This window comes from Vibrio sp. JC009 (assembly GCF_029016485.1).
Lineage (GTDB): Bacteria > Pseudomonadota > Gammaproteobacteria > Enterobacterales > Vibrionaceae > Vibrio.
Genome location: NZ_CP092107.1, coordinates 1,442,830 through 1,468,391, shown reverse-complemented (window position 1 = coordinate 1,468,391; position 25,562 = coordinate 1,442,830). Strand labels below are relative to the sequence as shown.

Annotated in this window: 22 protein-coding genes and 1 pseudogene; 12 read left to right on the top strand and 11 right to left on the bottom strand. The window is 44.4% G+C overall.

Translation table 11 applies throughout. The features are described 5' to 3' along the window. Positions 1-21: 21 nt before the first annotated feature. The 3 genes from L3Q72_RS21490 to ribA form a co-directional block, all read right to left on the bottom strand. Complete coding sequence (locus L3Q72_RS21490; RefSeq protein ID WP_275132601.1) at positions 22-909, bottom strand: NmrA family NAD(P)-binding protein; 888 nt, start codon at positions 907-909, stop codon at positions 22-24. Between the two features lie 155 nt (positions 910-1,064). Beyond that, positions 1,065-2,015 (bottom strand): NAD(P)H-dependent oxidoreductase, encoded by a 951-nt coding sequence (locus tag L3Q72_RS21485; RefSeq protein ID WP_275132600.1) that lies wholly within the window; start codon positions 2,013-2,015, stop codon positions 1,065-1,067. Between the two features lie 122 nt (positions 2,016-2,137). After that, on the bottom strand, positions 2,138-2,740 hold the full coding sequence (ribA, locus tag L3Q72_RS21480; RefSeq protein WP_275132599.1) for a GTP cyclohydrolase II: 603 nt from the start codon (positions 2,738-2,740) through the stop codon (positions 2,138-2,140). Positions 2,741-2,987: 247 nt separating this feature from the next. On the opposite strand from ribA, the gene L3Q72_RS21475 reads away from it, so the two are divergent. Continuing rightward, positions 2,988-3,875 (top strand): LysR family transcriptional regulator, encoded by an 888-nt coding sequence (locus L3Q72_RS21475; protein ID WP_275132598.1) that lies wholly within the window; start codon positions 2,988-2,990, stop codon positions 3,873-3,875. 56 nt (positions 3,876-3,931) lie between these two features. Here L3Q72_RS21475 and L3Q72_RS21470 read toward each other — a convergent pair whose 3' ends face one another. The 5 genes from L3Q72_RS21470 to L3Q72_RS21450 all read right to left on the bottom strand — a co-directional run bounded on the left by L3Q72_RS21470 (position 3,932) and on the right by L3Q72_RS21450 (position 8,476). Beyond that, positions 3,932-4,693 (bottom strand): EthD domain-containing protein, encoded by a 762-nt coding sequence (locus L3Q72_RS21470; protein ID WP_275132597.1) that lies wholly within the window; start codon positions 4,691-4,693, stop codon positions 3,932-3,934. A gap of 68 nt (positions 4,694-4,761) precedes the next feature. After that, positions 4,762-5,505 (bottom strand): SDR family NAD(P)-dependent oxidoreductase, encoded by a 744-nt coding sequence (locus tag L3Q72_RS21465; RefSeq protein WP_275132596.1) that lies wholly within the window; start codon positions 5,503-5,505, stop codon positions 4,762-4,764. A 305-nt stretch (positions 5,506-5,810) separates the two neighbouring features. Beyond that, positions 5,811-7,025, bottom strand: coding sequence for an MFS transporter (locus L3Q72_RS21460; RefSeq protein WP_275132595.1), 1,215 nt, complete (start codon positions 7,023-7,025; stop codon positions 5,811-5,813). A gap of 102 nt (positions 7,026-7,127) precedes the next feature. Next, positions 7,128-7,682, bottom strand: a complete 555-nt coding sequence (locus L3Q72_RS21455) for an NAD(P)H-dependent oxidoreductase (RefSeq protein WP_275132594.1) — start codon at positions 7,680-7,682, stop codon at positions 7,128-7,130. A gap of 227 nt (positions 7,683-7,909) precedes the next feature. Further along, complete coding sequence (locus L3Q72_RS21450; protein ID WP_275133768.1) at positions 7,910-8,476, bottom strand: SMP-30/gluconolactonase/LRE family protein; 567 nt, start codon at positions 8,474-8,476, stop codon at positions 7,910-7,912. Positions 8,477-8,490: 14 nt separating this feature from the next. Between L3Q72_RS21450 and L3Q72_RS21445 the strand changes: the two are divergent. Further along, a pseudogene (locus tag L3Q72_RS21445) lies at positions 8,491-8,910 on the top strand (tyrosine-type recombinase/integrase); the annotation flags it as partial. Between the two features lie 137 nt (positions 8,911-9,047). Here L3Q72_RS21445 and L3Q72_RS21440 read toward each other — a convergent pair. Next, on the bottom strand, positions 9,048-10,397 hold the full coding sequence (locus L3Q72_RS21440) for an MATE family efflux transporter (protein WP_275132593.1): 1,350 nt from the start codon (positions 10,395-10,397) through the stop codon (positions 9,048-9,050). 100 nt (positions 10,398-10,497) lie between these two features. Between L3Q72_RS21440 and L3Q72_RS21435 the strand changes: the two genes are divergently transcribed. From L3Q72_RS21435 to L3Q72_RS21405, 7 genes are all read left to right on the top strand, one after another. Then, positions 10,498-11,442: a LysR family transcriptional regulator gene (locus tag L3Q72_RS21435; RefSeq protein WP_275132592.1), complete on the top strand. Its 945-nt coding sequence runs from the start codon at positions 10,498-10,500 to the stop codon at positions 11,440-11,442. Positions 11,443-11,551: 109 nt separating this feature from the next. Next, on the top strand, positions 11,552-13,876 hold the full coding sequence (locus L3Q72_RS21430; protein WP_275132591.1) for a molybdopterin guanine dinucleotide-containing S/N-oxide reductase: 2,325 nt from the start codon (positions 11,552-11,554) through the stop codon (positions 13,874-13,876). Between the two features lie 85 nt (positions 13,877-13,961). After that, positions 13,962-14,318, top strand: coding sequence for a rhodanese-like domain-containing protein (locus L3Q72_RS21425; RefSeq protein ID WP_275132590.1), 357 nt, complete (start codon positions 13,962-13,964; stop codon positions 14,316-14,318). A gap of 296 nt (positions 14,319-14,614) precedes the next feature. After that, complete coding sequence (locus L3Q72_RS21420) at positions 14,615-15,523, top strand: hypothetical protein (protein WP_275132589.1); 909 nt, start codon at positions 14,615-14,617, stop codon at positions 15,521-15,523. Between the two features lie 26 nt (positions 15,524-15,549). Continuing rightward, positions 15,550-16,722, top strand: a complete 1,173-nt coding sequence (locus L3Q72_RS21415; protein WP_275132588.1) for a DUF5692 family protein — start codon at positions 15,550-15,552, stop codon at positions 16,720-16,722. A 48-nt stretch (positions 16,723-16,770) separates the two neighbouring features. Then, positions 16,771-17,673, top strand: coding sequence for a hypothetical protein (locus L3Q72_RS21410; RefSeq protein ID WP_275132587.1), 903 nt, complete (start codon positions 16,771-16,773; stop codon positions 17,671-17,673). A gap of 62 nt (positions 17,674-17,735) precedes the next feature. After that, complete coding sequence (locus L3Q72_RS21405; RefSeq protein ID WP_275132586.1) at positions 17,736-18,305, top strand: chalcone isomerase family protein; 570 nt, start codon at positions 17,736-17,738, stop codon at positions 18,303-18,305. 54 nt (positions 18,306-18,359) lie between these two features. Here the strand turns inward: L3Q72_RS21405 and L3Q72_RS21400 are convergent, their stop codons facing one another. Continuing rightward, positions 18,360-18,950, bottom strand: a complete 591-nt coding sequence (locus L3Q72_RS21400; RefSeq protein ID WP_275132585.1) for a hypothetical protein — start codon at positions 18,948-18,950, stop codon at positions 18,360-18,362. 161 nt (positions 18,951-19,111) lie between these two features. Between L3Q72_RS21400 and L3Q72_RS21395 the strand changes: the two genes are divergently transcribed. Next, positions 19,112-20,050 (top strand): hypothetical protein, encoded by a 939-nt coding sequence (locus tag L3Q72_RS21395; protein ID WP_275132584.1) that lies wholly within the window; start codon positions 19,112-19,114, stop codon positions 20,048-20,050. A gap of 66 nt (positions 20,051-20,116) precedes the next feature. Here the strand turns inward: L3Q72_RS21395 and tnaA are convergent, their stop codons facing one another. After that, complete coding sequence (gene tnaA / locus L3Q72_RS21390) at positions 20,117-21,577, bottom strand: tryptophanase (RefSeq protein ID WP_275132583.1); 1,461 nt, start codon at positions 21,575-21,577, stop codon at positions 20,117-20,119. A 764-nt stretch (positions 21,578-22,341) separates the two neighbouring features. On the opposite strand from tnaA, the gene L3Q72_RS21385 reads away from it, so the two are divergent. Further along, positions 22,342-23,094 carry a transporter substrate-binding domain-containing protein gene (locus tag L3Q72_RS21385; RefSeq protein WP_275132582.1) on the top strand — a complete coding sequence of 251 codons (753 nt, stop codon included), beginning with the start codon at positions 22,342-22,344 and terminating at the stop codon, positions 23,092-23,094. 416 nt (positions 23,095-23,510) lie between these two features. Then, positions 23,511-25,436, top strand: coding sequence for a methyl-accepting chemotaxis protein (locus tag L3Q72_RS21380; protein ID WP_275132581.1), 1,926 nt, complete (start codon positions 23,511-23,513; stop codon positions 25,434-25,436). The last annotated feature ends 126 nt before the right edge of the window (positions 25,437-25,562 follow it).

Here is a 25,562-nt window from a genome sequence, read left to right as displayed (position 1 = left end):
AATACTCGTAAATAATAAAGCCTAAGCACCCAGTAAAGCATCACGATGCTTTACCGCCCATTCTCTTAGCGTTAACGACGCACGACCCGTAACATAAGGAACATCGTCACGCACCGTTGCCAGATAGGCCATTCGACCATCTTGCATTTGCCTCATCCCTTCTACGACGCCTGCGGCGTACTTAGGCTCTACTTCAAAATCACCAGAGCGAAGAAACTCTTCGAGGTCATCTGGTGTACGAACCTCACAAGAAATTTGAACACCCAGCGCTTCTGTCAGAACTGCTGCAGCTTCAATACCATTCAGTGATTCTGTGCTCAGCCAGTAGTCTTTTCCATGATGCTTTTCTGGTCCGTCTCGCAAAACAACTGCCGCAACTTCTGCACCATCTTGCAACGCGAACCACCCCCAACGAGCATTCCCAGAATAAATCGGGAATTTGCCATCCTGTATAGGCGTCACATTGATAAGATTTTCCATCGGATAGTTGGGGTGCAGATTCGTCCAGGATAAGCCACTCGCTGCAATATAAGTCTCTATCATCTGATGCCAGACAAAATGTGCGTCTGTCACATCTGGGTTTGGAAAAACTCCCCAGTGTACGATGTGCTGCACACTTGCTTTAACCGCTGCATCGACCAAGGTTTTGCTCTGAACCAACATATCAACGGTGTAGCCTGTTAGTAGAAAAACACTGTCTACACCAGCAAGAGCAACTCCAAAGCTGCGTGGCTCATCCAGATCCAGATAAACTGCCTTACGTCCCTGAGTATTCCATTCATCAACCTGTGACTGACGACGGGACGTAACAATCAGCTCTATCTCATCTGACATCTTATTAAGTTGGTCAACGACCTGACTACCAACCTGACCGGTAGAGCCAATAACCAACACTTTCTTTTTGCTCATAATAATCAACTCTAGTTAGAGATTAGGGTGTGTGCTAAGGATGGTTGATCTTTGGTACACACCGAGTTTTAAGCTGGAAATGTATCGTTTAATCGCTTGATTTACATACCTTCAAGCAATTAAACGATGGTTTGAGAAAAAGTGATATAACCTATTTATTGACCAACCACATTAGCAAGGTACTGGTGAATCGAAACTTGGCCATTGCTTGATAAAGTTACTAACCACTGCTCGTTTATTAGCATTTCAATTTTTTCGCCAGTGTAAGTCTCGGCAGCAAATTTGACTCTTAGGTCGACATTATATTGCCCGTTTCCCTTGTCATTCACTTGCACTTGTTGCACTTCATGTCGACAACCAGGTTTGATGGTTTTACGGATATTGCTATAACAGTCCCTGAACCCTGCATGTCCCTTGAAGCTTCCCTCAGGTACTTCTAGCTCAACATTTTCGGACAACTGCTTGATAAAGTAAGAGTCATCTTCCGGGAGTAAGTCAAACTGTGAAAACCACTTCTTAACAAACTGATTAACGCGGCTTTCTACTGAATTCAATGCGCTATTGATGCTATTAGATAGTCGCTTAGCATGAAGGCGCGCCTTTTCCTGAACGTCCTCCAGTTTGTTATACACACCAGGGATATAGACCATGCCATAGGTATATATTGGTTTTTGGTAGTTCATCCCTGATAAGTATGCGAGCTGCTCTAGAGGATGCAGTGTTTGTTCAATTCTAAAGTGGTTAAAACCTTGTGGATGATATGATTCTTCGGCTCCACCGACCGTGAAAGACAATATAAAGTGTTTATCTTTAAGCTTGTCGCCTTCAGGGCCAAAAGCAAAGTTGAAGGCAAATACATCATCAATCCATTTCTTTAGCAGAGCAGGGACGGAATACCAGTAATAAGGGAACTGCATCACTATTACATCGGCTTGCATCAGTGCTTTTTGCTCTGCCTCAATATCAATCTTGTAGTCTGGGTAAAGTGCGTCCAGTTTACGAATATCAATATTTTTTAGCTGATCACTTAGCTCATTCAGAATCACACTATTCGTATGAGATTGTGTAAGATCCGGGTGCCCTGAGATTACAACAACATTGCTCATCGTCTATTTCCTTGCGTTACGTTCGATCAATGACGGTATGCTAAACAGCAGCCTTTACTGGATAAATAGAGATAAACCCAATTCACTCTTGTGTTTTTTCACAAGAAGGATGAATATCGCAATTAGAGCCGCAGTCGATGCCCGCCCTCTATAGCCTTCGCTTTCAGATAAGCTTGGTTCCCATCTTTGACATAGGCGAGAGTAGGTAACACTTCTTCAATGCCGATTCCCAGCGCCTGCAGTTCCTTTATTTTCTTAGGATTATTCGTGATTAATCTAACTTTCTCGACATTAAGTGCTCTAAGCATTTGGGCAGCTTCGCTAAAATCACGAAGGTCATCATCAAACCCAAGATGCCGGTTAGCTTCATAGGTATTCATGCCCGCGCTCTGAAGCTCGTAGGCATCGATTTTGTTGTATAACCCAATACCTCGACCTTCCTGACGAAGATAGAGAATGATGCCACCTTGTTTACCCATTTTCTCAATCGTCTCATTAAGCTGCTCACCACAATCACAACGCGAGGAATGAAAAACATCTCCTGTTAAACACTCAGAATGAATACGAACCAATGGTGTTTGTTCCGGAGAAATAGCCTCAGCCGCTTTGAATATCAGAGCTACATGCTCTTTATCAGTATTCAGACCATAAAAAGAGAGCAGCTCTACCTCAATATCGCTCTTAACACCAATATGAAGGGTTACTCTGGCTCGAATTTCTGCCATACCATTCTCACTCTTTAGTTCACGATTTTTCACTAGTCTATGTTTGCCGGATAACACTTGTCCTTTGCGTGAAAAGTGTTATCTCAAGTTTCTGAAGGCATCATAAACAGGGAGTCTTTTGGGAAAAATAAGAATAAACACAATTTACTCTTGTGAATTATCTCAATAATGAATTGGCAGAACTTCCTATTCTCACCTCGTAGTATTGTGCCTACAATTGAACTATGTTGAGGTCTGGAAAATAGTTATGAACGACAGTAAGTTGCTTTTTGTGTTTATGGATGTGGTGGATCAAGGAAGTTTTGCTGGGGCAGCAAGGCTGCGTAATATCGATCCTGGGCAGGTGACGAAGCATATAAAGTCATTGGAAAGTCAATTAGGTGCGGTACTACTCAATCGTTCTACTCGCTCTATGTCCGTAACGGAGGTGGGAGAAAAAATCTACGAAAAGGCCGTTCAGATGAAAGCCTTACTGGATGAAGTCAATGATATACCTGACGAATACACTCAGAAAGTACAAGGTACCGTTCGTGTAACCTCCCCTGAGTTTATAGGTCGAAAGTACATCGGCCCTGCAATACGTGAGCTACAGGCACAATATCCAGAGCTCATGTTTGAACTGGAAATAACCGACGACCGTACGGATCTCATCAAAGAAGGCTACGATGTTGCCATTCGTCAATGGCAACCCAAAGACTCCAACCTCATTGCGACCAAACTACGCGATGTAGAGTTAATGCTGGTTGCCAGTCCTGATTTTATTAACACACATGGTAACCCCAGCTCAGTTAGCGAGCTTGTGAAGCTCCCTGCTTCTGTTTATCACAGAAGAGGGTTTACTCAGGATAAGCTACGCTATTTCAACCAGGAGCAAGAGTTAGTAAAAGAGAAATTAAATCATTACTTTATGGCTAATGATGCCGACCTGATGATGCAAGCAGCATTGTCTGGTAACTCATTTTGTCTGGTTATGGATTATATGCCCGATGAATATCTGGAATCAGGCGAGCTCGTACACCTCTTTCCTGAACTGGCATTTCCTACAGAACTCCCAATCTATGCTGTCTATCCACACCGAAGTGTGCCAAAAGGAGCCAGGCTTCTCGTTGATGCATTAAGGCAGAAGTTGGCATAAATAAATCATAATAGCCCTGTTTAAGTTTTCTGTACCCAATCAGGGCTATTTTCTGGTTAACTATAATTAGTCGGTAAAAGACCTATAAATTCCTCTGAGACAATTTCGTCTTGCCTGCTTACAAAACTGCTGCCTGCCTGTTTTTGAGCTTGCCACTCTTTACTAGCTAACGCTTGCTCTAACATCGAAGTATCCTGAAACCAAAACTCTTCTACTACTGAGTAATTTCCTTCGGTATCAGCACTATTGATTTGCTCTGGTAAGTTGTCCACGATAGATATTGTATAACGCAATAAACCTTCATTTTCGACCATGAGAGCAATTACATCAAAAGCGTGCTGACTCAGCCAATAATCTTTCAGCGCACCATGACTCACTGACGGTTTTTTTTCGGAAGCAATAATGAGCTTTGAATAACATTGATCCTTTTCAATCGGGCCGTCCAATACAACATACTCATCCACATTCAAAACTCTCATCGAATCTTGCTTAAGCATCATAGGTTCTTGTCGAGATATAATATGCCAGAATGGGCTAGCATATGTGCTGCTTTTGGCTTCCTGCGTATCAAACCAGACACCAACCACACCATCATAAGGAGATGTCATGTTTTTTGGTTGTGCTGGTAATTTACTGTTCTGTACATATCCGTCAAAACTGAATAAATACGCCATTGGATAGTGCAACTTACGCCAAACGTGTAAGAACCTTTCGTAAGATATGCCATCAGCTTTCTTAAAGAAGATCAAGCTTTTATCGCTACTACTTTTCTTCGCCAACGGGGTAGTAACAGTAAATTCTGATTGTTGCTCGCTCATTGATTTAGTCCTATAAAAAAGTGGAAGCATTTGCTTCCACAGTTAACAAATTAGTTCCGAGTTAAAGGCTACATAGCCATAGTCATTCCGCCTTCAACAGGCAGTACAGCGCCAGTAATAGAACTCGCAGACTTAGAGCTCAGGAATTGAATAATTTCAGCAAGCTCTCGTGGCTCCGCAACACGCTTTAGTGGCACAGCATCAACGATTTCTTGCATTTTCTCTTCCGTATTGGTTTTCATCATAGGTGTTCGAACCGGACCTGGGGCTACGGCATTCACTCGAATATTGTATGGTGCATAATCAACGGCTAACTGACGTGTCAACGCATCTACACCACCTTTCGCAGAGCTATATGCCAGGTGGTTAGGCACACCAACAAGAGATGTTGCTGATGACATGTTAACAATTGAGCCAGCGCCTTTTTTCTTCATACCTGGTAGCAAATGTTTTGCAGCCAACCAATGGCCTTTCAGGTTCGCACCTAATACTTTTTGCCAAAGTTCCGTAGAAAGCGTCTCAGCGTTGTCTTCCATCAAACTGTAACCAGCAATATTCACAATGATATCTGCATCACCTTTCACCTCAGCTAGCTCTGCTGCTTTGATCCAGGTTTCTTCAGCACTGACGTCACCAGTAATAAATTCAGCACTGCCACCCGCTTTTTTTATCTCTGCTGCAGTTTCATCTGCTAGTGACAGATCAACGCCAATTACATGAGCACCTAACTCAGCATATAGTTTGCTGGTTTCAGCACCAATACCGGATGCGGCACCACTAATAACGACAACTTTATTTTTGAATTCACTCATTTCTATCTCCAATATGTTCTTGTCCTAGCCCTTGGCTAACGAGTAAAGAATAGCGAGAGAAAGTCCATCGAAAAATGGAGATAAAACCAATTAACTCTTGAGTTTATTTTCACTAATTAAAATTCTTTTAAGTTGTTATTTTTAAAGAATAAATACAGGCTTACCAATAGTTCCTACTTATATAAAGGAGCGCAAAAAAGATGAAGAAAAAAGTAAACTAATAACTCAAAGTAGAGTAAGTAATGACCGGATGAAACGCAGAAAAGCCCAGTGAATTCACTGAGCTTGATGAACACTTGATAACGCTATCTTCTGACTGTTTTATTTAAAGCAAAGATAGCTAGAGCAAACAAACCTGACAGGGTGTATACCAATGCAACTTGAGTCAAATCAGTACTATCAGCAAGCATGGCAAACAGTGTTGCCAGCAAGGCACCGGCACCAAATGTTGTAGCAGTATACAAGCCACTTGCGATCCCAGCACTCTCTTTAAAGTCGGCTAAAGCCTTGGCTGGGCTACTGCTCATCAATATAGTACAGCCAGTAGCGACAATGACCAGAGGAAGAATAAGTGAATACCAGGCTAAGATGTTGCTAAGCGAAAACATCACCACACCACCTAGTACTATCAAAGAAAGTGATAATGCAATCAGTGCTTTAGTGCTCAATAGAACGCTTAATTTCGGTGACAGGAAGCTGCCTGACATAAAAACCAAAGCAATGATCATGAACATTTGACCAAATGCGACCTGAGACGTACCCAGTTTGCCCATTAGGTACATAGGAGCAACAGTAAGAATGTAAATAAACAAGCTTTGTGCAATTAGAGCAAAAAATAAATATGTTCTAAACCGGGTATTAACTATTACGGAAAGGTAGCGATGAAAAATGTCTTCTCTATTTGATTGTTCCGATTTGACTTCTAACCCTGATCTATCATTTGGCAGCGAAAGCATAATCCAGATAAAGCTGATACCTCCGAGCACAGCCATAACCGTGAATAAGGTAAACCAAGCGTTGTGCTCCGCAATATACGCGCCAACCAAAGGTGCACTCACTGGTACTAAAGCCAAAATTCCGTTTAAGTAACTGTATGCTTTGTTCAATATTTCACCATCAAAGCGTGTGCGAACTATTGCGAATATTGCTGTGAATCCAGCACTCCCCCCAAAACTCTGCAATGCTCTTAGCAGCAAAAACTGCAATGATTCGTCTTGAGTCAAGATAGAAATCATGTATGAGCTTATTGTAAAAATAACAAGGCCAATTAGAGCGATATTTTTCTTTCCTAAAGCGTCTGCCATCCCTCCCCAAAAAAGCTGTCCTAAGCCTAAGAAAAGCATATATACGCTAATGGCCAGTGTGGGAACTTCGTGACTGCCAAAAAACTCACCAATTTGGTGTACTGATGGTAGAAAAATATCTAAGCCTAATGGTGGCAAAGTAAAAAGTGGGAAGCCAGCTAAAAGAGTCAGCCCCACACCATAAGTTAGCGATATACGTTGCGTAGTTGTATTCATGTTTATACCTGTTATTCATAGCCTATCGTGACAACAAGCTATGAATGTCTAATTATATTTAAAAGAAGAGTTACTCTGTGTCGGATAAGAATAAATAAAGCTCTACATCGCTTTATCTTCTTGCCATTTTTCAGTTAATATTTTTTTGTATTCAATAAGCCTTTGCATGAGTTCGTTGCGTGAAATCGACCCTCCTGAACCATATAAGAAAAAGCCTTCTGTATATTTCATACCTGCTTTGTAAGCAGTCTGCCTGAAGGGTAAGGTCAGTTGGTTGATAGTGAAATTATTGAATCCATCTGATTGATATGCGTACTCAGGAGCTCCAATTGTTGACGCTATTTTAAGCTCCTTACCACGAAGTTTGTCTCCCATCTGGCCGAATGCAAACCCATAAGTAAACACTTCATCAAGATAGGCTTTTAGCATCGCGGGGCTGCTGTACCAGTACCAAGGAAATTGAAATACAATTCTGTCGTGTTCCATTAAAAACTGTTGCTCTAACGGAACATCAATCGCCTTTGTATCTCCACCGTACAAGCTATCAAGATGCCTGATAGTCAGATTACCTAAATCACGAACGCCATCGATTAATATTGAGTTAAAGACTGATTGCTCCAAGTTTGGATGAGCTAATATTAATAAAGTCTTTTTCATGTTCTTTATATCCTCTCCAATGGTTGTATTTGCCACTAATTGAGGTCAATGGTAATGAATAGTTCTGTAGAGAAAAATAGATATAAAGCCAAGTCACTATTGGGGTTTGTTACAATAATCACTACTTCTTAAACTTCAGTTAAATAACATAAAGCCAGCAACTTATGTTACTGGCTTAATAGTAAGCAAATACTTATTTATGAACGAAACTGTTGTTGTGTCAGCGTTTACCAACCTTCAGAAAGCGTATCGATAACAAACAGAGAAGCCCCCGCTGTGATATACAGCTTGTGTTTAAACTCTCCATTAGTTAACGCAACGTTAGTTGGTTTTACTGGTGTTGGTACAAAATCAATCAATTCACCTTGTGGGTTAAAGATCTCTATACCCACATGATCTTCTGCGCGTGAAGCAACATACAAGTTACCATTGGTATCGGTCACCATTCCATCAGGGCCATCATAATTAACGACAACACGAGGCTTGCTGGTTACTTTCACGCCATCAAGATCGTAGGCCAATACACGCATAGGGCCGTGGATAAGCGCTTCTTTTCCATCATAGGTAAATAGATTGTCGTTATTGATATAGTGCTCTGCCACATATAGCGTCTTTCCATCAGGTGAAACGGCAACGCCATTTGGTTTTTGTACATTACCCAAGGTAAGTGTCACATTAAGATCTTTATCTACAGCATAAACACCATAAACGGGTTGTGAGCGCGGTTCATCCCCGAGAAAGCGTGGGTCAGTGAAAAACACGGTACCATCAGGAGCAATTGCAACGTCATTCATACTGTTGAAAGCCGGATATTTCATCAAACTTTCTAGTATTCAGTCGTGTTCAGTATGTTCAGAAAAAGACTGGCAATGACGTTCAGTTTGAAATTACTCAGAGAACACAGCAAACACTGAGCCATTGGATTAAAGAGCAATCTTTGCAACCAACGGACTACCTATTCCCAAGCCCACGAAAGTCAAAACAACCTTTAAGTTACTCATACTATCGTAAAATCATACGCAGTTGGGCACTTGCTTTAGGTCACAACCCTGATCTCTATGGCACTCATTCATTGCGCCGAACCAAGGCCACATTGATTTATCAGAAGACTAAGAATATTCGCGCGATTCAACTTTTGCTAGGTCACACCAAGATCGAAAACACCATCAAATATTTAGGTGTTGAGTTGGAGGATGCTCTCCGCTTATCCGAAGAAATTGAGAGCTGATTGATAAGGTTTAATTATCAAATAGCGGTAAATTAAAGCTTTTACTCTGTCTCATTTCTTCTGTCCAGAAGCGAGACATAGATTCGAACGAACCGCCATAACAATGCAACCCGCGAGGTAATATACAAGAGCGCAGTTTATACCACCGCAGCCATCTCCGGAGCGTGCGGCTTAGGCTTAACCGCAAACAGCAACTGAGCCAGCAACAGGATGCCTGTCACACCAAGCCCGACACCTATTCCGCCCCAGATACCGCCAAGACCATACTGCTGCATCAGCAGCCAGGCAGCAGGCAGACCGAACAGCCAGTAGCCGATTGCTGTCATTACCGTAGGCCCTGTCACTATCTTCATCCCACGAAGAAGGTTAATTGCAAGCAGTTGCCATGCATCCACCACAAAGCAAAGCGCGACTATCCAGATCAGCGATGACAACAACTGCGACAGCTCTGTATCAATAGAACCTTCCTGCTGGAATAAGCTGGCGATAACTTCCGGCCAGAACATAAACAGCCCCGCCATCACTGAGCTCAGCACCGTTACCAGCATAAAACTCATATTGCAGATCCTTCTGATCCCGGAAAAGTTTGCTGCGCCAAAATCTTTGCCAACCAGAATGGCCGCAGCCTGAGAGAAGCCAAAGTTGATATTCCAGGTAAAGCTCAGACACTGAAGCAGGATCTGATGCATCGCCAGTGACGCCACGCCCAGTATTCCGGCCATCAGTGTGCCGCCATAAATCAGGCCATGTTCCAGAATCCCTGCAACGGCAATGGGTACCCCCATACTCAGCATAGGGGACATAAGACGGACACTGTACTCTTCTGTGTGCAGCCAGGGAGCAAAGGCGTTATATCCCGGACGACGAAATACCCAGATGGCATAGCCGACCATCACAATAAAAGCAGCCAGAGCCGTTCCGGCGCCAAGACCGGCAATCCCATAGTTAAGCTCAAAGGCCAGCAGATAAGAAACCGGTACATTCAGGGCAACAGTCACCACGGACATAACCATGACCGAGCGGGCATCCCCAAAGGTGCTGGTTAATCCCCGCAGTACCAGAAGCAGCAGTGTCGGTAGCATTGCCCATTTCAGGCTGTCCAGATAACGCATGGCGGTAGTAATAACATCCTCCGGCTGCTGCGCATATCTGAGCAGCTCAGGAGCCAAGCTAAAGCTCATGGTCAGCAGCAGTGATAGGATCACCGAAAGCATGACAGCGCCTTTTACCGCTAAGCGGATCTGTCTGTTACCGTGTTCCGGGCGTGCAACACGCTGCCCGTAAGCAATCGCAATCAGGTTAGCCACACAACCCACAATGCTTGCCGGGATAAGAAACACGAATGAATAAACAGAAGCCCCCAGCCCGCCAGCGGCCAAATCGGCAATGCTCAGTCTGGACATCATCCAGATATCGGTCAGCACCAATGCCATGGCGATCAGTTGAGAAATAATCAGGGGGAATGCCAGCGTCAGAATCTTTTTCATATCTACCTCAAAAATACCCGGCAAAAATAAGACTTATCACTCTGGTGTTCAATTAACATTTATGCCATTCTGGCATTCCTTAAACTCATGCGAATCTATTATGACGCCCTATCCGCACATTCCTTACTCGCACAACAGCCTTAAAGTCTTTGAAGCCGTGGCAAGACTGATGAGCTTTACTCTGGCAGCCGATCAGCTGAACGTAACCCAAAGCGCGGTAAGCAGGCAGATAAAACAACTTGAAGATGAGCTCAATGCATCTTTGGTGATTCGCAGACACAGAGCGATTGAGTTAACCGAAAAGGGACAGGCGCTATACAGTGTGCTGCTGAAAAACTATCAGGCCACCGAAGCCCTGATTGCTTCCTGGAATGAACCCGCCCAGAAGAAGATAGTGATTAAGGCCGGGTTAAGTTACGCCACCCGCTCTCTTATTCCTAAGATCAGCGCGCTTAGCGAGCGATATACTGACCATGAAATAGTGGTGATACCGGCCATCGACGAAGAGGCCAGCCTGAAAAGTGACGATTATGACCTGCTGATCTTTACCTCTCGCAACCCTGACCGCTTTGCCAGAACTCAGGGAATCTTCACCCTGCGCAAAGAGTACATGGCGCCAGTTTGTGCCAGACAGCTGCTTGCACAAAACGATCAGCCCGGCAGCATATTAAGCTTACCCAGACTGCACCCCACTCTGGATCATACCGACTGGAAAGTCTGGCTGAGCAGCACCGGGCGGGATGATCGCAGAAACAGCCGCAATACCACTTTTTATACGCTGGATCTGGCATTAAGTGCCTGCCTTTCAGGCCAGGGAGCCACGGTAACCGACCTGCTGCTGGTACTGCCCGAAATTGAAAGAGGCTTTCTGGTCTGCCCCGAAGGCACCGAAATCCATAACAGCCCGTGGCAGTATTACTGCCACCAGAGAACCCACTCACCAATTGTGGATGAAGTGATGGAATGGGTAAAAGAAGAATCGGATAAAGAGGCCAAACTTCTGGCTCAACTGGCAGAGCAATATAATTGGAAAGACTGCACCTGATTCAGACAACAAATTGGGTTCTCGACATTCACCATTCCCGCCACTACACTGCTTCACTCTGAATGGACTCGATACAGATTGAGTCAGAATGTAGGCAGGTAACGTTAAAATGAAAAAGTATACAACCTCAAGCCACTGGGGCGCAGGGATTGCGGAAGTGAAAGATGGCAGACTGGTGGGTGTAAATGCCCACCCTGCTGACCCGGATCCGTCCAGAATCAATGAGAATATGGATAGCTCTCTTTACGGGCCAGCCAGAATTAAACGACCTGCCGTTCGCAAAAGCTATCTGGAAAACGGACCTCAGTACCAAAACAATAAACGTGGTCAGGAACCCTTTGTGGAAGTTTCCTGGGAAAAAGCATTCGATCTTATCAGTGAAGCCATGGAATCAACCCGTAAAGAGCATGGCAATGAAGCCATATTCGGCGGTTCATATGGCTGGGGCAGTGCCGGACGCTTTCATCACGCCCAAAGCCAGCTTAAACGTTTTCTGAACTGCGCTGGCGGATTTGTAAAAAGTGAAGGCAACTACAGCTACAACACCGCACTGGTATTACTGCCACATATTGTCGGTGACTTTGATGAGCTGACACTCACCGGCACCCGCTGGTCTACCATAGCTAAAGAAGGTGAGCTGGTTGTGATGTTTGGCGGCATCCCACTTAAAAGTGCTCAGGCCTCACCCGGTGGCTGCTCGCGTCACCGCCTGAAAGGCGAGTTACTGGCATGTCGTGAAGCAGGCATACGCTTTATCGACATTAACCCGTGCCGGTCAGACTCACCTGCTGAGCTTGACGCAGAATGGCTGGCCCCGGTTCCGGGTTCCGATTCCGCTATCATGCTGGGTCTGGCACATACGCTTCTGACTGAAAACCTGCATGATCAGGCATTTCTGGATAAATACACCGTCGGTTTTGATGAAGTAAAGGCGTACCTTCTTGGTGAGAAAGATGGCACACCTAAAACTGCCGAGTGGGCCAGCGCTTTATCTGAAATCCCGGCAGAGCGCATCAGGCAACTGGCTCGCGAGATGGCAAGCTCGCGCACCTTTATCTGCACGGCAGCTGGCGTCCAGAGAACAGAGCATGGTGAGCAGACGTTGTGGGGTACAGTCACCCTGGCCTCCATGCTTGGCCAGATTGGTTTACCCGGCAGCGGTTATGCCATCGCTTACGGCTCTGACGGCGGGATTGGCCTGATGAATCGTCCGGTTCACTGGCCTGCTTTCCCTAAAGGTAACAATGGTGTAAATACCTTTATTCCTGTCGCCTGCCTCTCCGATATGCTGCTCAACCCTGGTGAAGAATATCAGTACAACGGCATGAATCTGACCTATCCTGATATCCGCATGGTATGGTGGGCCGGCGGAAATCCATTTCATCATCATCAGGATATTAACCGGCTGATTAAGGCGTTTCAGCAGCCTGAAACCATTATCGTAAATGAAATCAACTGGACATCAACGGCGCGCTTTGCCGATATCGTCTTACCCGTAACCACAACGCTGGAGCGGGAAGATATTGGAGCAGGCTCCCGCGACAACAGCCTGATCCCTATGCCCCGCATAATTGATCCGGTCGGTGAGGCGCGTAATGAATTTGATATCTTTACTGAAATCGCTAAGCGCTTAGGTATTGAGGAAGAGTTTACACTCAACAAAGATTCACGCCAGTGGCTGGAGGATATGTGGCAGGAACTGATCCCTAAATCAAAAGATCTGGGCATTGACCTTCCTGATTTTGATACCTTCCTGCAAGGGGACATTATCGACCTTCCAGACCCGAATCCGGATACGGTTTTGCTGCAAGAGTTCCGCAGTGATCCGGATAAATTCCCTTTAACCACACCAAGCGGCAGGATAGAACTTTATAGCGAACGCATCGCCTCGTTTGGCTATTCAGATTGTCCGGGACAGTTCACCTGGCTGCCTCCAACGGAGTGGCTAAATTCGGAACAGGCGAATACCTTCCCGCTGCATATGATTTCAGGCCAGCCTAAAACCAAACTGCACAGTCAGCTTGATCCGGGCAGTTATAGCCGCAGCCTCAAAATTAAAGGGCGCGAGCCTGTCATGATTAATCCGGTTGATGCAAAAGCCCGTGACATTAAAGATGGCGATATAGTCAAAGTCTTCAATGACAGAGGCGCCTGCCTTGCCGGGGCTGTGATTACAGAAGACATCAGGGAAAGAACCATCTACCTATGCACAGGTTCATGGTATGACCCGCAGGATCCGGGCGTAGAAAACAGCCTGGATAAACATGGCAACCCAAATGTCCTGACCCATGACAAACGGACATCAAAACTGTCACAGAGTACGGCTGCTCACAGCGCACTGGTCAATATAGAGAAATTTGAGGAGGTATTGCCGGAGATAAGTGTGTTTGATGCTCCCCGGTTTACTAATGACTTTGGAAGGATATGTCAATAATAGTGAATATGAAAAATAAGGGCTAGGAATTTGCATTAGAAATGACTAATATATAATTTATTCATTTTTAAAGTCACTGCTGATCATGAACAATCAAATACTTATTTTCCTGGCCATTGCTGTCATTTTTATCGCCTATAAAAAATACCGCTCCAGACAGGTAATGTCGGCGCTGTCCGAACTTAATGTGAATGACATCCTGCTACTGGATGTAAGAAGTGAAGCTGAGTTTGCCGGTTTTAATGCCCCGGAAAGCCTGAATATTCCGGTGCAGTCATTGGTGTCCGGAAGTACGAAAGGGCTGGATAACTCAAAAACCATCGTTGTGTATTGCGCCTCAGGAATGCGTTCCGTCACGGCAGCAACCTGGCTGAAAAAGCAGGGATACAAAGTAGTCAATGCAGGTACTGTAGGTAATGTAATTCAAGCCATCAAACCTTAAAGCAGACGCTTCAGTCAATAGCCCGGGGTCATCATAAAAACTCCGGGCTCACAGCCACTAGGTCCCCCCCTCAAAGCATCACCAATACATCTTTGCGACGCATATCTAACTGGTATGCATCAACTCCGTGAACCCCGCCGAACTTATTGAGCCAACATCACTTTTCACCGCAAACATGAAGTAGAGTTTTTGCTCTAATTTGCATGTTATCAGTTATTGAGCAGGCAAAACTGCAGGCATAAGGCAACCAAGCTGCTATGCCTCCCTTCCGAAAAGTTAAAAACACCGGAGATGTTATGGACATTCCATTGATGCAATATGTTGTTTCAATGAGCGGATATATTCTGTTTCTGCTCATACTGGTTGAAGTGATGCGGCGAACGCCACGGGCGACCGCTGTATTCTGGATTCTTTCCCTGTTTACCTTCCCGCTTTGGATTGAGCACCTTGATGGCTGGTTCCGCTGGGCGAAAACGGTCAGCGTTATTATTCCCACCGCAATCTTTGTCGGCGGAGCCCGGATCGCCTGGGTTTACTACGACAACCCGAACAGGATTCTGAAATTCTTCAGAGGCGACTGGGTACTTAAAGTCTTTTATGCGGTTCTGTTTTTAAACATTGCTGAAGCCACGCTAAAAGATCTGGTAACAGCAAACTATTTCAACGGAATTTGCGGGATCATTTTATGTATCACCATACCTTTCCCTCGCTATAAAAACGGCACAAGACAGTACTGGCTTATTGGCAGAGACAAACCCAATGATCTGCTGTTCTACTCAACTGCGGCGTGGAACTTCCTGTACACCACCTGGAACCTGGCCTTCGTTTATGGCGAGAATGCCGGCTACTTTGCCTCTTCGTTCTGCATTCTGATGGCGGCCGAGCTTTACCCGATTATCAAGCGCCGCCCGGAGCTCTATATGACAGCCCGTGTTTACACTCTGGCTATCCATATTCTTATCCGCGCAAATGGCGACATCTTCACACCGGTTATGGATTCATCAAGCTGGGCTAATGAGACCGTTCTGAACTACTGGGGCCTGATCAACCTGGTTATGCATATCCCGTTTGTTTATTGGTTCTTCTTCATTCAGAAGAAAAACGGCGAGCCTCCTTATGGCGAAAACCCGCCACCTTTAGTTGCTGAACTGGAAAACACTCATCAGCAAGATAATGCAGCCCCTAAAACCGACCCGAAACAGTAGGCAATACCATTAAATAAGTTACTTCTATGAAAAAGATCTTAATAAACACCTTTATGATCCTGAGTCTTATGCTGTCCGGCATAAGCCACTCACTGGCGCAAAGCAGTCACCAGCAACAGTCGGCCGTGAATCCGGCAAATACCATCTGGCAGGGAACCAGAGACGGCAAACCAGGCGAAGGCAGCCTCTTTTACCGGATGGAGTTTAATGCCGACTATACGGTTCAGATCCTGAAGCAGTCCGGCGGATTTAATGAGTCTGAGCTTTTAAGCTGGAATCAGTCCGGCGACATCATCACCATTCAAAGCCAGGCGGGAAGCCAGATCACCGACTTTGACGGCGCTATGCTCCATGTGGTCGATGACGGAGAGCTTCGTTTTATTCTGGGTGAAGAAGGCTTCAACATTCACAAATGGCACAAATTCTCTGCTTACGGACATGCACTGTTCGTTCTGCTGGGCCTGATGCTGCTTAACGAGCTGTGCCGTAAATACAGAAAGCTGAACTATCTGCTCTGGTTTGTTCTGCCTGTGGTACTTATCCCTCTGTGGTCCAGCTACGGCGTTACTTACTGGTTCAAGTGGGTAAAACTTTACTCCGTTGTCGGTGCTGCCGCTCTGTTTACTCTTGTCAGGTTTACCCGTATCGGTGATATGAAATGGGCCCGCTTTGGCGCTGCTGCGTTCCTTGCGCTGAATATCTCTGAAGCCGTGTTGCAGGACTTCAGTATGGGCAATACCGCCAACGTTCTGAACGCCATCGGCGGCATCTTATCCATCATTACCCTTTCCGGCTGGGCGCGTATTCACGCTGACAGCAGCAAGGAAAAGGACATGATCTGGCCTGAGATGACCACCTTCTGGATTATCGCCTATGACGTCTGGAACATTGTGTTCGTTTATCTGAACTTCCCGGGCTCTGCTGCGAACCAGGCCATGGTGTTGATTGCAGCCACACTGCCTTCACTGTTTATCAAAAAAGGAACTTGGCTTCAGGCCCGTGCCTTCACCCTTGCCGGTGCCTTTATGTACTACTTCACCTGCCCGTTTATGAACGAAGGCAATGTGGTACCTCTGCCACGTAATGATGAGCTGATGCTTCTAGCCGGCCTTGCCAGCTTCCTTATCAACGGTGCTTACGCCTGGGTCTTTTTCAGCAAGAAATTCAAACAGCGTCAGGCCAAAAAAGCAGCCGCGTAATTAAACCCATTATTCCACTAAGAAAACAATCCAAAATTTGGAGTCAATATGAAACTAAAAGCGTTACCAATAGCGTTAGCCCTGGCGACTGCGCCAGTCACTGTTCTTGCCGAGCAGAAGTCTGATATCGATATGTCTAACCCGACCGATGTTTACACTTCGGTTGGTGTTTCCTACGGCAATAAAGGCACCAACCTGAAAGCGCAGCTTATGCTGTCAGAGACTAAAGGGGAGCATGGCAGTAAGTCTGGTGTGATTTTTGAGGCTAAGAATGTTTTTAATGAAGGGGATAAGAGAGCTAAGTTTTCCGGCGGATTTAAACCAGGACTAGTTAATGGTAAACCGGACATGGTACCGAATATGAATGATGAAGCGAATGCTAGTTCCTACCGCCTTCGCTATGGCACAATCAATACTGAAAACGGGACCGGCTGGTCTATTGATGCCATATTAGCTGATCATGCATTTTATGGAAAAATGGCAGCTATTCAGGCTGGCCCTGTGATTACCATTCCTGTTTCAGATAACTTTTACATATTCCCTGTTCTTTATGCAGGGCCCGTAATCGTCGAAGATAACCTTGACCTTCTTACAAGTGGTTCTGAAAAGACTATTGGAGAGAAAAACGGCGCTATGGTTAAAAAAGGCCTCAACGCCAGAAGCAGCGGCGTAGACGTCCCTTCAATTATCGGTACCAGCATGACCTACGCCCGTTACACCATTAACGATAACTGGTGGATTCTTGGCTCTGTCTCCTATACTCAATCACTACTGGGTAAAGAGTGGGATGATGATGTTAAAGACGGCGGCCTGCAGCTACCAAGCTTGGCAGGTGAAGTCTCTCTGGCATATCAAATCAATAGTCACCAGAATATTCGTGTAAACTATCGTACTGATAACAGCGACCATACCGATGACATGTACTGGGTCGAGTATAACTACGCGTTTTAATTAACAGGGGCTCTTCTGACCGAACGTTGGAAGAGCCAATATAAAACCAATACGGGTACAAAATGAAAATTAAATCTGTTCTTCTTGCTTCTCTGCTTTCTGTTGCTACCAGCGCGATGGCAGCCACTGAAATCTCTGGCGTAGAGGTTCCTGACAATATCAACGTCCGCAATGTGGATCTGGTATTTAACGGCGCTGGCGTAAGAAGCAAATTCTTTATCGATCTGTACGTAGGCTCTCTGTTTACACCTGAAAACACATCGGATGCAAAGCTGGTGATTGATGGTGACAAAGCAGCGGCAATCAGACTAAATATCACCTCCGGCATGATCACCTCTGAAAAAATGTCAGAGGCGGTTTACGAAGGCTTTGATATTGTCACCGGCGGTCAGACTGATCAGATTAAAGAAAAAATTGAAACCTTCCTGACAGCTTTCTCAGAGCCAATTAAAGAGGGCGACCAGTTCACCTTCCTGAGTGTTCCGGGAACAGGCGTTATCAGCTACAAAAACGGCTCTGAGCTGTCTGTGACAGAAGGCGAAGAGTTCCGTAAAGACCTGTTTTCTATCTGGCTTGGTGAAGAGCCGGTGGATAAAAAGCTTAAGAAGAAGATGCTGGAAGGCCAAAAATAATAATCCGGCAAATCATACATGCACTGCCCGCTGTGATGTGGGCAGTGCATTCAACTATAGCTTTCTGACAACATGCAACTCAGAGTTCAAATCCACTCTTTCACAGCCATGCTCTGCTAAATAATCAGCATCCAGCGAATAAGTACTAAATGAAACCGGCAATAATACCGCCCCGGGTTTCGCATATTTAGCAAAGAAATATTCGAATACCGCCTGACCATGTTCTAAACCGTTATGAGTGGTTGACTGCTCATAAACATAAAAATAGTCGATATCTTCAAATTTATGGCTGCCTAATTTCAGTTCAGAAACGGCATCAGAAAAGTAATCGCCGATATAGATATCCGGTTTAAAGCCAAGTCCGGACAGAGAGCGCTTACTCAGCTCAGCAAAGTGAGGATCAACCTCAACGCCACCAGCAAATTCAAACCCCATAATTTGAGCCTGAGCGACAATCGCGCCATGCCCTGAACCCAAATCGATAAATTTACTTTTTTGTACCGGCTTTAAGCCGTGCTCTTCTTTGGCTAACTCATCACAAAAAGCGGCTAGAGTTTGAGAGCCGCTGTAACCCTGAGCATATAGGTCATCAGGAGCGCCAAGCAAAAACGGTAGATCTTCGACCTGAATGCCAAACTTATTCATTTAAACAAACCTATTTTTCTCATTTAATTACACGGAATTTACCAGAATAGGCCTATATGTAAATCTTCAAGCTTATCTTTGATTGCTTATTTATTCGCTGTGTATAGAATCGTGCCATCAGATAGTTACGGCTAATTCTAAACCTATACAGGAGTACAGAAGTGCACCAGCGGCTCATTATTCTGTTCGTATTCATTACCATATGTTTTGTTGCTGGTTTACTTTTTCAGCGCAGATACACGTCTATCAGCCAGCCACTTAGCGCATTTCTGGGTAAATTTACCCTTTTGGCTGTGATTCCCTATACCATCTTCTCTTCTATCTGGCAGTTACCGAAAATTGAAACTCAGCTACTGTTTCTTCCTTTGGTTGGATTGGGTGTGATCCTGTTTGCAGGCTTTATTGGCCTGATGGCGGTAAAGCTGAAATCGCTGGAGCCAAGACAGGCCGGCGCACTGGTTTCCGTCACTGGTTTTTATAACCTTGGGGCTCTGGGAAATCTCTGCGCCTTTTTTATATTTGGAGAAAGCGGTGTTGCTTTAGTAGCACTCTACAAGCTTTGTGAAGAGCTTGTCTATTTTGCAGGTCTGTATCCTTATGCCCGACGCTGCAGTGAAGAGAATTTCACCGCAGGTAAACGGTCCTTTTTCAGCGACCCGATATTTCTTGCCGCGATAAGCGCCATACTGCTTGGACTGGGCTTCAACCTGAGTGGCATACCAAGGCCTGAGATATTGGGAGATATCAACCAATACGTTATTCCGGCAGGTAGTCTGTTGATGGTCTTTTCGGTAGGGCTAACCTTCAATTTAAGAGGCGGAGACAGATGGAAGAAACTGGCGATACAGGTCTCCTTCACCAGAGCGTGCCTGTCACCCATTATTGCCGTTGTGCTGATTTCGCTGCTTGGACTCTGGTCTGTTTACGACGGACTGGTGGCTAAGGTCTGCATACTTCTATCTGTTATGCCCACAGGCTTCACATCAACCCTGCCAACCGTGCTTTACCGCTTAGACTGTGATCTAGCCAATACGTTTTGGTTCCACAGTTATATGGCGTTTTTTATTGCATTTCCGGTGGCAGTGGTTTTTCTGGCTTAGTTATCAGGTGTGGTTAAAACGTAAATATCAATGCGCAGCTTGTTAGCTGCGCTTAATTTTAATTTTTTATACTAATTCTGGTTCTTTTTCTGTCTGCGTAGTTTTTACCGGCTCTACTTCTTTCAGGCGAGCGGTAAAGTGACGCAGTACAGGCGGCTCATAGGTAAAATCAAGACCCTTCACTTTACTTGCGTTCTCTTTCACTTTTTCAAACGCTTCAATAATAAAGTCCATATGAGTTTGAGTGTAAGTTGCACGTGGAATCGTCAGACGAAGCAGCTCAGCCGGGCAAGGGTGCTGTTTACCTGTTTGCGGATCACGTCCTAACAGCAGCGAACCAATTTCTACTGCGCGGATACCGGCTACTTTGTATAGCTCACAAGCCAGAGCATGTGCAGGGAATTGACCTGCTGGGATATGAGGAAGCAGTTTACCTGCATCAACAAATGCAGCGTGACCACCAGCCTGCTGACAAACGACACCGATAGCTTCAAGACCGTCAACCAGATATTGAATCTGAGTGATTCGGTATTCCAGCCAGTCCTGATCCATTGCTTCATGAAGACCAACAGCCAGACGCTCCATTGCGCCACCTTCAAGGCCGCCATAAGTCGGGAAACCTTCCTGAACCACACACAGAGTGCGGCATTCGTTAAAGGCATCAAGCAAAGAGTCATCTTTAAAGCAAAGCAGACCGCCCATAGGCACCATAGCGTCTTTCTTTGCAGACATTGCTAAGGCGTCAGCATACTTGTACGTCTCGCGGGTAATTTCTTCGATAGTCCAGTCTTTGTAAGCTTCTTCACGTTGCTGTACAAAATAAGCATTTTCAGCAAAGCGGGCAGAGTCCATTACTACAGGGATATCGTATTTACGAGCAATCTCATACGCGCCTTTCAGGTTTGCGATAGAAACAGGCTGACCACCGGCTGAGTTACAGGTGATGGTACTTACGATATAAGGAACATTCGCAGGGCCAGCTTCAACAATCGCCTGCTCCAGCTTTTCAAGGTCAAAGTTACCTTTGAAGTCGGCATTAACAGAGGTATCAAAGGCTTCATTAGTGTAGACATTTTTCGCCACGGCACAGTTCATCTGGGTGTGACCCTGAGTTGTGTCAAAAAAGTAATTAGACAGCGCAACCATCTTGTCACGATCCAGGCCTTTCTCTTTTTCCCGCTTCTTAATCAAAACAGGAATATATAGCTGCTCAGCACCACGGCCCTGGTGGGTAGGAATGGTGTGTTCGTAACCAAAGATATCTTTACATGCATTTGCCAGAGCATGATAGCTACGACTACCCGCATAAGCTTCGTCGCCACGGAACATCGCAGACTGCATATTTTGAGTGATTGCACCTGTACCGCTATCCGTTAGTAAGTCGATAAAGATGTCATCGCTATTTAGCAGGAATGGATTCATCCCTGATTCAAGGATTGCTTTTTCTCGGTATTCGCGAGTGGTACGTTTTACCGGTTCAATAACACGAATACGGAATGGTTCTGGTAGGTGCTTAAAGTTTTCCATTATAATACCTTTACAAATTAGTTATATCAGACAAATTCAATTACATTTAAAATATAATAATTCCCAGCAAACTTAATTAAGATCGCCAATATATAAATTAATTCTAAGTTTCAAATTAGAAAGCACAGCAATAACCATCACCTCTAATTAAGAATAAGAGGAATCATAATAAAAAGCGCAAGACATACTTTCCTAGACCATGCTTAAAATAAATAAGATGGCTATTAGAAACAATAGAAATAGAGTGATCTGTTAATCACTACTGAAAGGTATTAAAGAGTCGATACTCGAGCGGAGATAATACGATCTAGATTGAACCAAGCTGACAGATACAGCTTGCTCTTTATGTTTAGGCGTATTTTCATTTAATGATACTCCTAGTTAGGTTTAACTTACCCGGACATTATATATGTGTTTTTTATCATGTCGAATAGTAAACTAATAAAAGTGTGAACACGTATACAAACATTCCTTCCCATATCTAAAGGATATGGCCAGACCAAGCGAAAATTGAAACTCAGCTACTGTTTCTTCCTTTGGTTGGTCTGGGCGTGATCCTGTTTGGAGGCGGTGCTGCTCTACCCCCTTCTATTCCTAAATTGTTCTATACTATTTGCATGTGGCATTGATAGCTTTATCATAATATGTGCAAATATAAGCCTCTATCTTACTTAGTTAGTTTAATTTGGCTGATTCTGAGTTGCTCGGTATTCGCGGTCGATCTGATTCGATATGAATCTGGCCAGTCGAATGCTGACCCTCGCATGGCTTTTAAGCGAGATATTATCATAACTGCCATGGAGCGCACACTTGGTGCTTATGGGCCCTATCAATACACTTCTATCGACTTCAGGGTAAATGCATCAAGGGCTCTGCATGAGCTTGAAAATGGTCAGTTACTCAATGTGTTTATCGCCCTCACAAATGAAGAGTGGGAGAGCAAAACAATCCCTATTCGGATCCCTATCCGCCGGGGTATTCTCAATTACCGTCTGTTGCTGGTACATAAAGATGATTTACCTTTGTATCAGGATATAACATCCGTTGAAGACTTAAAGGCTTTGACTGTGGGATTAAGGCGCAGTTGGACAACCTGGAAAGTACTTAACCATCTTGGTTTTAACATCATATCCAGCTCCCATTATGAAAGCTTGTTTATGATGTTGGAGCATCGACGTTTTCACTACATTCCCCGTGGAATTAATGAGATTTATGATGAATTAGAGCACCGAAAAGATGCCTTACCGAATGTCATGGTGGAACCAAACTTGGCTTTGTATATCCCGGCGCCGACCTATATATTTGTTTCTCCGAAATATCCACGGCTGGCTAAGCGCCTGGAAGATGGCTTAATGCTGATGGTGAAAGATGGAACATTAGAAAAAATGTTTAATAAGCACTATGGCAGATATATCCAACAGACAGGAATGAAAAACCGGCGGGTAATTGAAGTCGGTAACCCGCTACTACCTGATACTGTACCCTTGAGCCGCTCAGAATTATGGTGGTCACCTTAATTGCCACACAAAGCTATCCATTGCATAGAACTCTCTTTTGTTTAACAAAGGAATTTTTTCATTCTCACTCAGAACATAAGTGTGCACTCACTATCATACATGGCTACACTTTTACTAATCCAAACGATTTCATTGAAAGCAAGTAATATTGGAATGTGAAAAAATTGAGTATTGATTCACACTTTCCCTTTATAGTTTTTGCCACTCATTCTTACTTGTTTTATTGTATTACAAATAATCAGACCTAATACAAAGATTAGAGAACATTAGCCATTAACAAAAAATAGAGAGAAGTATCAATGTTTGGTTGGTCAGAAGTAGCAAGTCGAACGATAAGCTACTTAAATTATTAGCAATACTTATTGTTAATCAAATGGGTATAAACCCCGAAACATTGACGCTAGAGAGTAGAATATATGAAAACAACAAATAACTCATTTCAGCTCGGATTTAAAAGTAAACTGATTCTTATGATTACAATCGTGAGTTCAGTTACCCTGATAAGCTCAAACTGGTATTCATTTAACTTGCTGGAAAAGCAACTTAGACAAACCATCTACAATGAGATTGACCATTCGCTTTCTGTAGAAGCAACTAAGATTGAAGGGAATGTACAGCGAACCATTGATACAGTTAATGCTGTTGCTGAAGAAATCCGCAATCCAAAGCATCCCACACCTAAAGAAGTACTGATGCATTATGGTGCCAAATTTGGCGGTATATTGAAGGTAGTTGTAGGCTATGATGACGGAACAAGCTATACATCCCGACCTTCAGCGTCTTTCCCAAATGGTGTGGGCATTCCTGAAAAGTACAACCCCACAACGCGCTCTTGGTACAAGCAAGCCAAGCAAACTATGGGGCTTTCTTTTAGTGACCTTTTTTTTACAAAGAGTGATAGTACACCGATGATTGGGGTTATGTATGCGTTTCCGGACAGCGTCATACTTGCTGATATCCGATTTAATGAAGTTGAGGCACAGCTTTTGGAATTGGAAAATATTTATCAGGCCAAAGGCGTAATGGTGGACGAAAAGGGAATGGTTGTGGCGTCAACAGTGGAAGGGATTGATGGACAAAGTCTGATTTCCTCACTGCCAACGGAGTCTAATTTCTCTCATGCAACCCAGAACACCGAACAATTTATTAATGGTGAACTCAACGGCCAAAGTGTACTGCTGATGGCGAAAATAGTCCGGGTTGGTAGTGAACAATGGTACATGATCTCGGTTATAAACCCTGATGTCGCGTTTGCAACACTGAACAATATAATACTTAGCGAAGGAATAACCATTTTCCTTACAATAGTTGGTTCTATTATTTTTATTATGCTGACAGTGAACAGACTATACCGGCCTATTGTATCTCTGCGTGATGTTATCGATGATTTGTCAAAAGGAAATGGGGACTTAACTCAGCGATTAGAAGTGAAAACTAAAGATGACTTAGGTCAGATAGCCGGTGGTGTGAATCACTTTATTGAGCATATTCAAAATCTAATGCTCAAAGTTGAACGGGCCTCAACAGAGTTAAGAGATAACGTTCAGCAACTAGAGAACAAGTCTGACGAAAATAGCCACATGCTGAACAAACACGTTCAGGAAACTGAGCAGATTGTTACCGCTATTGAGGAGATGAGTGCTACAGCAGATACCGTTGCCCAGAATGCCAGCGAAACAGCTCAATCTACGAAAGTTGCTTCAGAACTTGGCGGACATTCACTTTCAGCAGTAGGCAGTGCTCAGGATAAGGTGAGTGAACTGGTCTCTGAAGTTGAGAATACCGCGACTGATTTACAAAGTATGAGTGAAGAGTCGAAAGGTATCAGTGAAATACTGGCAGTTATCGGAGATATTGCAGATCAAACTAATTTGCTGGCATTAAATGCTGCCATTGAAGCTGCACGGGCAGGAGAGCAAGGCCGGGGCTTTGCTGTTGTGGCAGATGAAGTTCGTGCACTTGCAAGCCGGACTCAAGCCAGTACAGAAGAGATTGATCAAGCTCTTGCCCGGTTGCTGTCCGTAAACGACAGCGTTGCTCAGTCTATGGGGCGGACCAAGGCAACTTGCAACGAAACATTCAGTAATACCGAAAAAGTAGGTGAAAGCCTCAATGAGTTAACGGGACATGTTGCAGGTATTAACGATTTAAGCCTGCAGATTGCAACCGCTGCAGAAGAACAGAGCAGCGTTACCCAAGAAGTCAGCCGTAACATGAATGCCCTGAATGATATCGTAAATGAACTCAATAAAAATGGTGCGGAAGTATTAAGCCAGACCAACAGCATTTCTGATATTAATACCCAGCTAGTATCTATGGTGAAGCAATTTAAGCTTCGCTAGAGCGTGTTGATCTTTCGTGATGGATTTTTGAGCGGCCTACAGGGTTTAGTGACTGGAGCGCCGTTCATCCTTGCTTGTCAAAGTCGCCAATAGCTAATGGTATAAATTGAATTTATGTGACTTTAG

What these genes read in the sequence shown, in the direction of transcription:
- L3Q72_RS21490 (WP_275132601.1), bottom strand. Translation starts at nt 909, where the DNA reads ATGAGCAAAAAGAAAGTGTTGGTTATTGGCTCTACCGGTCAGGTTGGT.
- L3Q72_RS21485 (WP_275132600.1), bottom strand. Translation starts at nt 2,015, where the DNA reads ATGAGCAATGTTGTTGTAATCTCAGGGCACCCGGATCTTACACAATCT.
- ribA (WP_275132599.1), bottom strand. Translation starts at nt 2,740, where the DNA reads ATGGCAGAAATTCGAGCCAGAGTAACCCTTCATATTGGTGTTAAGAGC.
- L3Q72_RS21475 (WP_275132598.1), top strand. Translation starts at nt 2,988, where the DNA reads ATGAACGACAGTAAGTTGCTTTTTGTGTTTATGGATGTGGTGGATCAA.
- L3Q72_RS21470 (WP_275132597.1), bottom strand. Translation starts at nt 4,693, where the DNA reads ATGAGCGAGCAACAATCAGAATTTACTGTTACTACCCCGTTGGCGAAG.
- L3Q72_RS21465 (WP_275132596.1), bottom strand. Translation starts at nt 5,505, where the DNA reads ATGAGTGAATTCAAAAATAAAGTTGTCGTTATTAGTGGTGCCGCATCC.
- L3Q72_RS21460 (WP_275132595.1), bottom strand. Translation starts at nt 7,025, where the DNA reads ATGAATACAACTACGCAACGTATATCGCTAACTTATGGTGTGGGGCTG.
- L3Q72_RS21455 (WP_275132594.1), bottom strand. Translation starts at nt 7,682, where the DNA reads ATGAAAAAGACTTTATTAATATTAGCTCATCCAAACTTGGAGCAATCA.
- L3Q72_RS21450 (WP_275133768.1), bottom strand. Translation starts at nt 8,476, where the DNA reads ATGAATGACGTTGCAATTGCTCCTGATGGTACCGTGTTTTTCACTGAC.
- L3Q72_RS21440 (WP_275132593.1), bottom strand. Translation starts at nt 10,397, where the DNA reads ATGAAAAAGATTCTGACGCTGGCATTCCCCCTGATTATTTCTCAACTG.
- L3Q72_RS21435 (WP_275132592.1), top strand. Translation starts at nt 10,498, where the DNA reads ATGACGCCCTATCCGCACATTCCTTACTCGCACAACAGCCTTAAAGTC.
- L3Q72_RS21430 (WP_275132591.1), top strand. Translation starts at nt 11,552, where the DNA reads ATGAAAAAGTATACAACCTCAAGCCACTGGGGCGCAGGGATTGCGGAA.
- L3Q72_RS21425 (WP_275132590.1), top strand. Translation starts at nt 13,962, where the DNA reads ATGAACAATCAAATACTTATTTTCCTGGCCATTGCTGTCATTTTTATC.
- L3Q72_RS21420 (WP_275132589.1), top strand. Translation starts at nt 14,615, where the DNA reads ATGGACATTCCATTGATGCAATATGTTGTTTCAATGAGCGGATATATT.
- L3Q72_RS21415 (WP_275132588.1), top strand. Translation starts at nt 15,550, where the DNA reads ATGAAAAAGATCTTAATAAACACCTTTATGATCCTGAGTCTTATGCTG.
- L3Q72_RS21410 (WP_275132587.1), top strand. Translation starts at nt 16,771, where the DNA reads ATGAAACTAAAAGCGTTACCAATAGCGTTAGCCCTGGCGACTGCGCCA.
- L3Q72_RS21405 (WP_275132586.1), top strand. Translation starts at nt 17,736, where the DNA reads ATGAAAATTAAATCTGTTCTTCTTGCTTCTCTGCTTTCTGTTGCTACC.
- L3Q72_RS21400 (WP_275132585.1), bottom strand. Translation starts at nt 18,950, where the DNA reads ATGAATAAGTTTGGCATTCAGGTCGAAGATCTACCGTTTTTGCTTGGC.
- tnaA (WP_275132583.1), bottom strand. Translation starts at nt 21,577, where the DNA reads ATGGAAAACTTTAAGCACCTACCAGAACCATTCCGTATTCGTGTTATT.
- L3Q72_RS21385 (WP_275132582.1), top strand. Translation starts at nt 22,342, where the DNA reads ATGGCTTTTAAGCGAGATATTATCATAACTGCCATGGAGCGCACACTT.
- L3Q72_RS21380 (WP_275132581.1), top strand. Translation starts at nt 23,511, where the DNA reads ATGAAAACAACAAATAACTCATTTCAGCTCGGATTTAAAAGTAAACTG.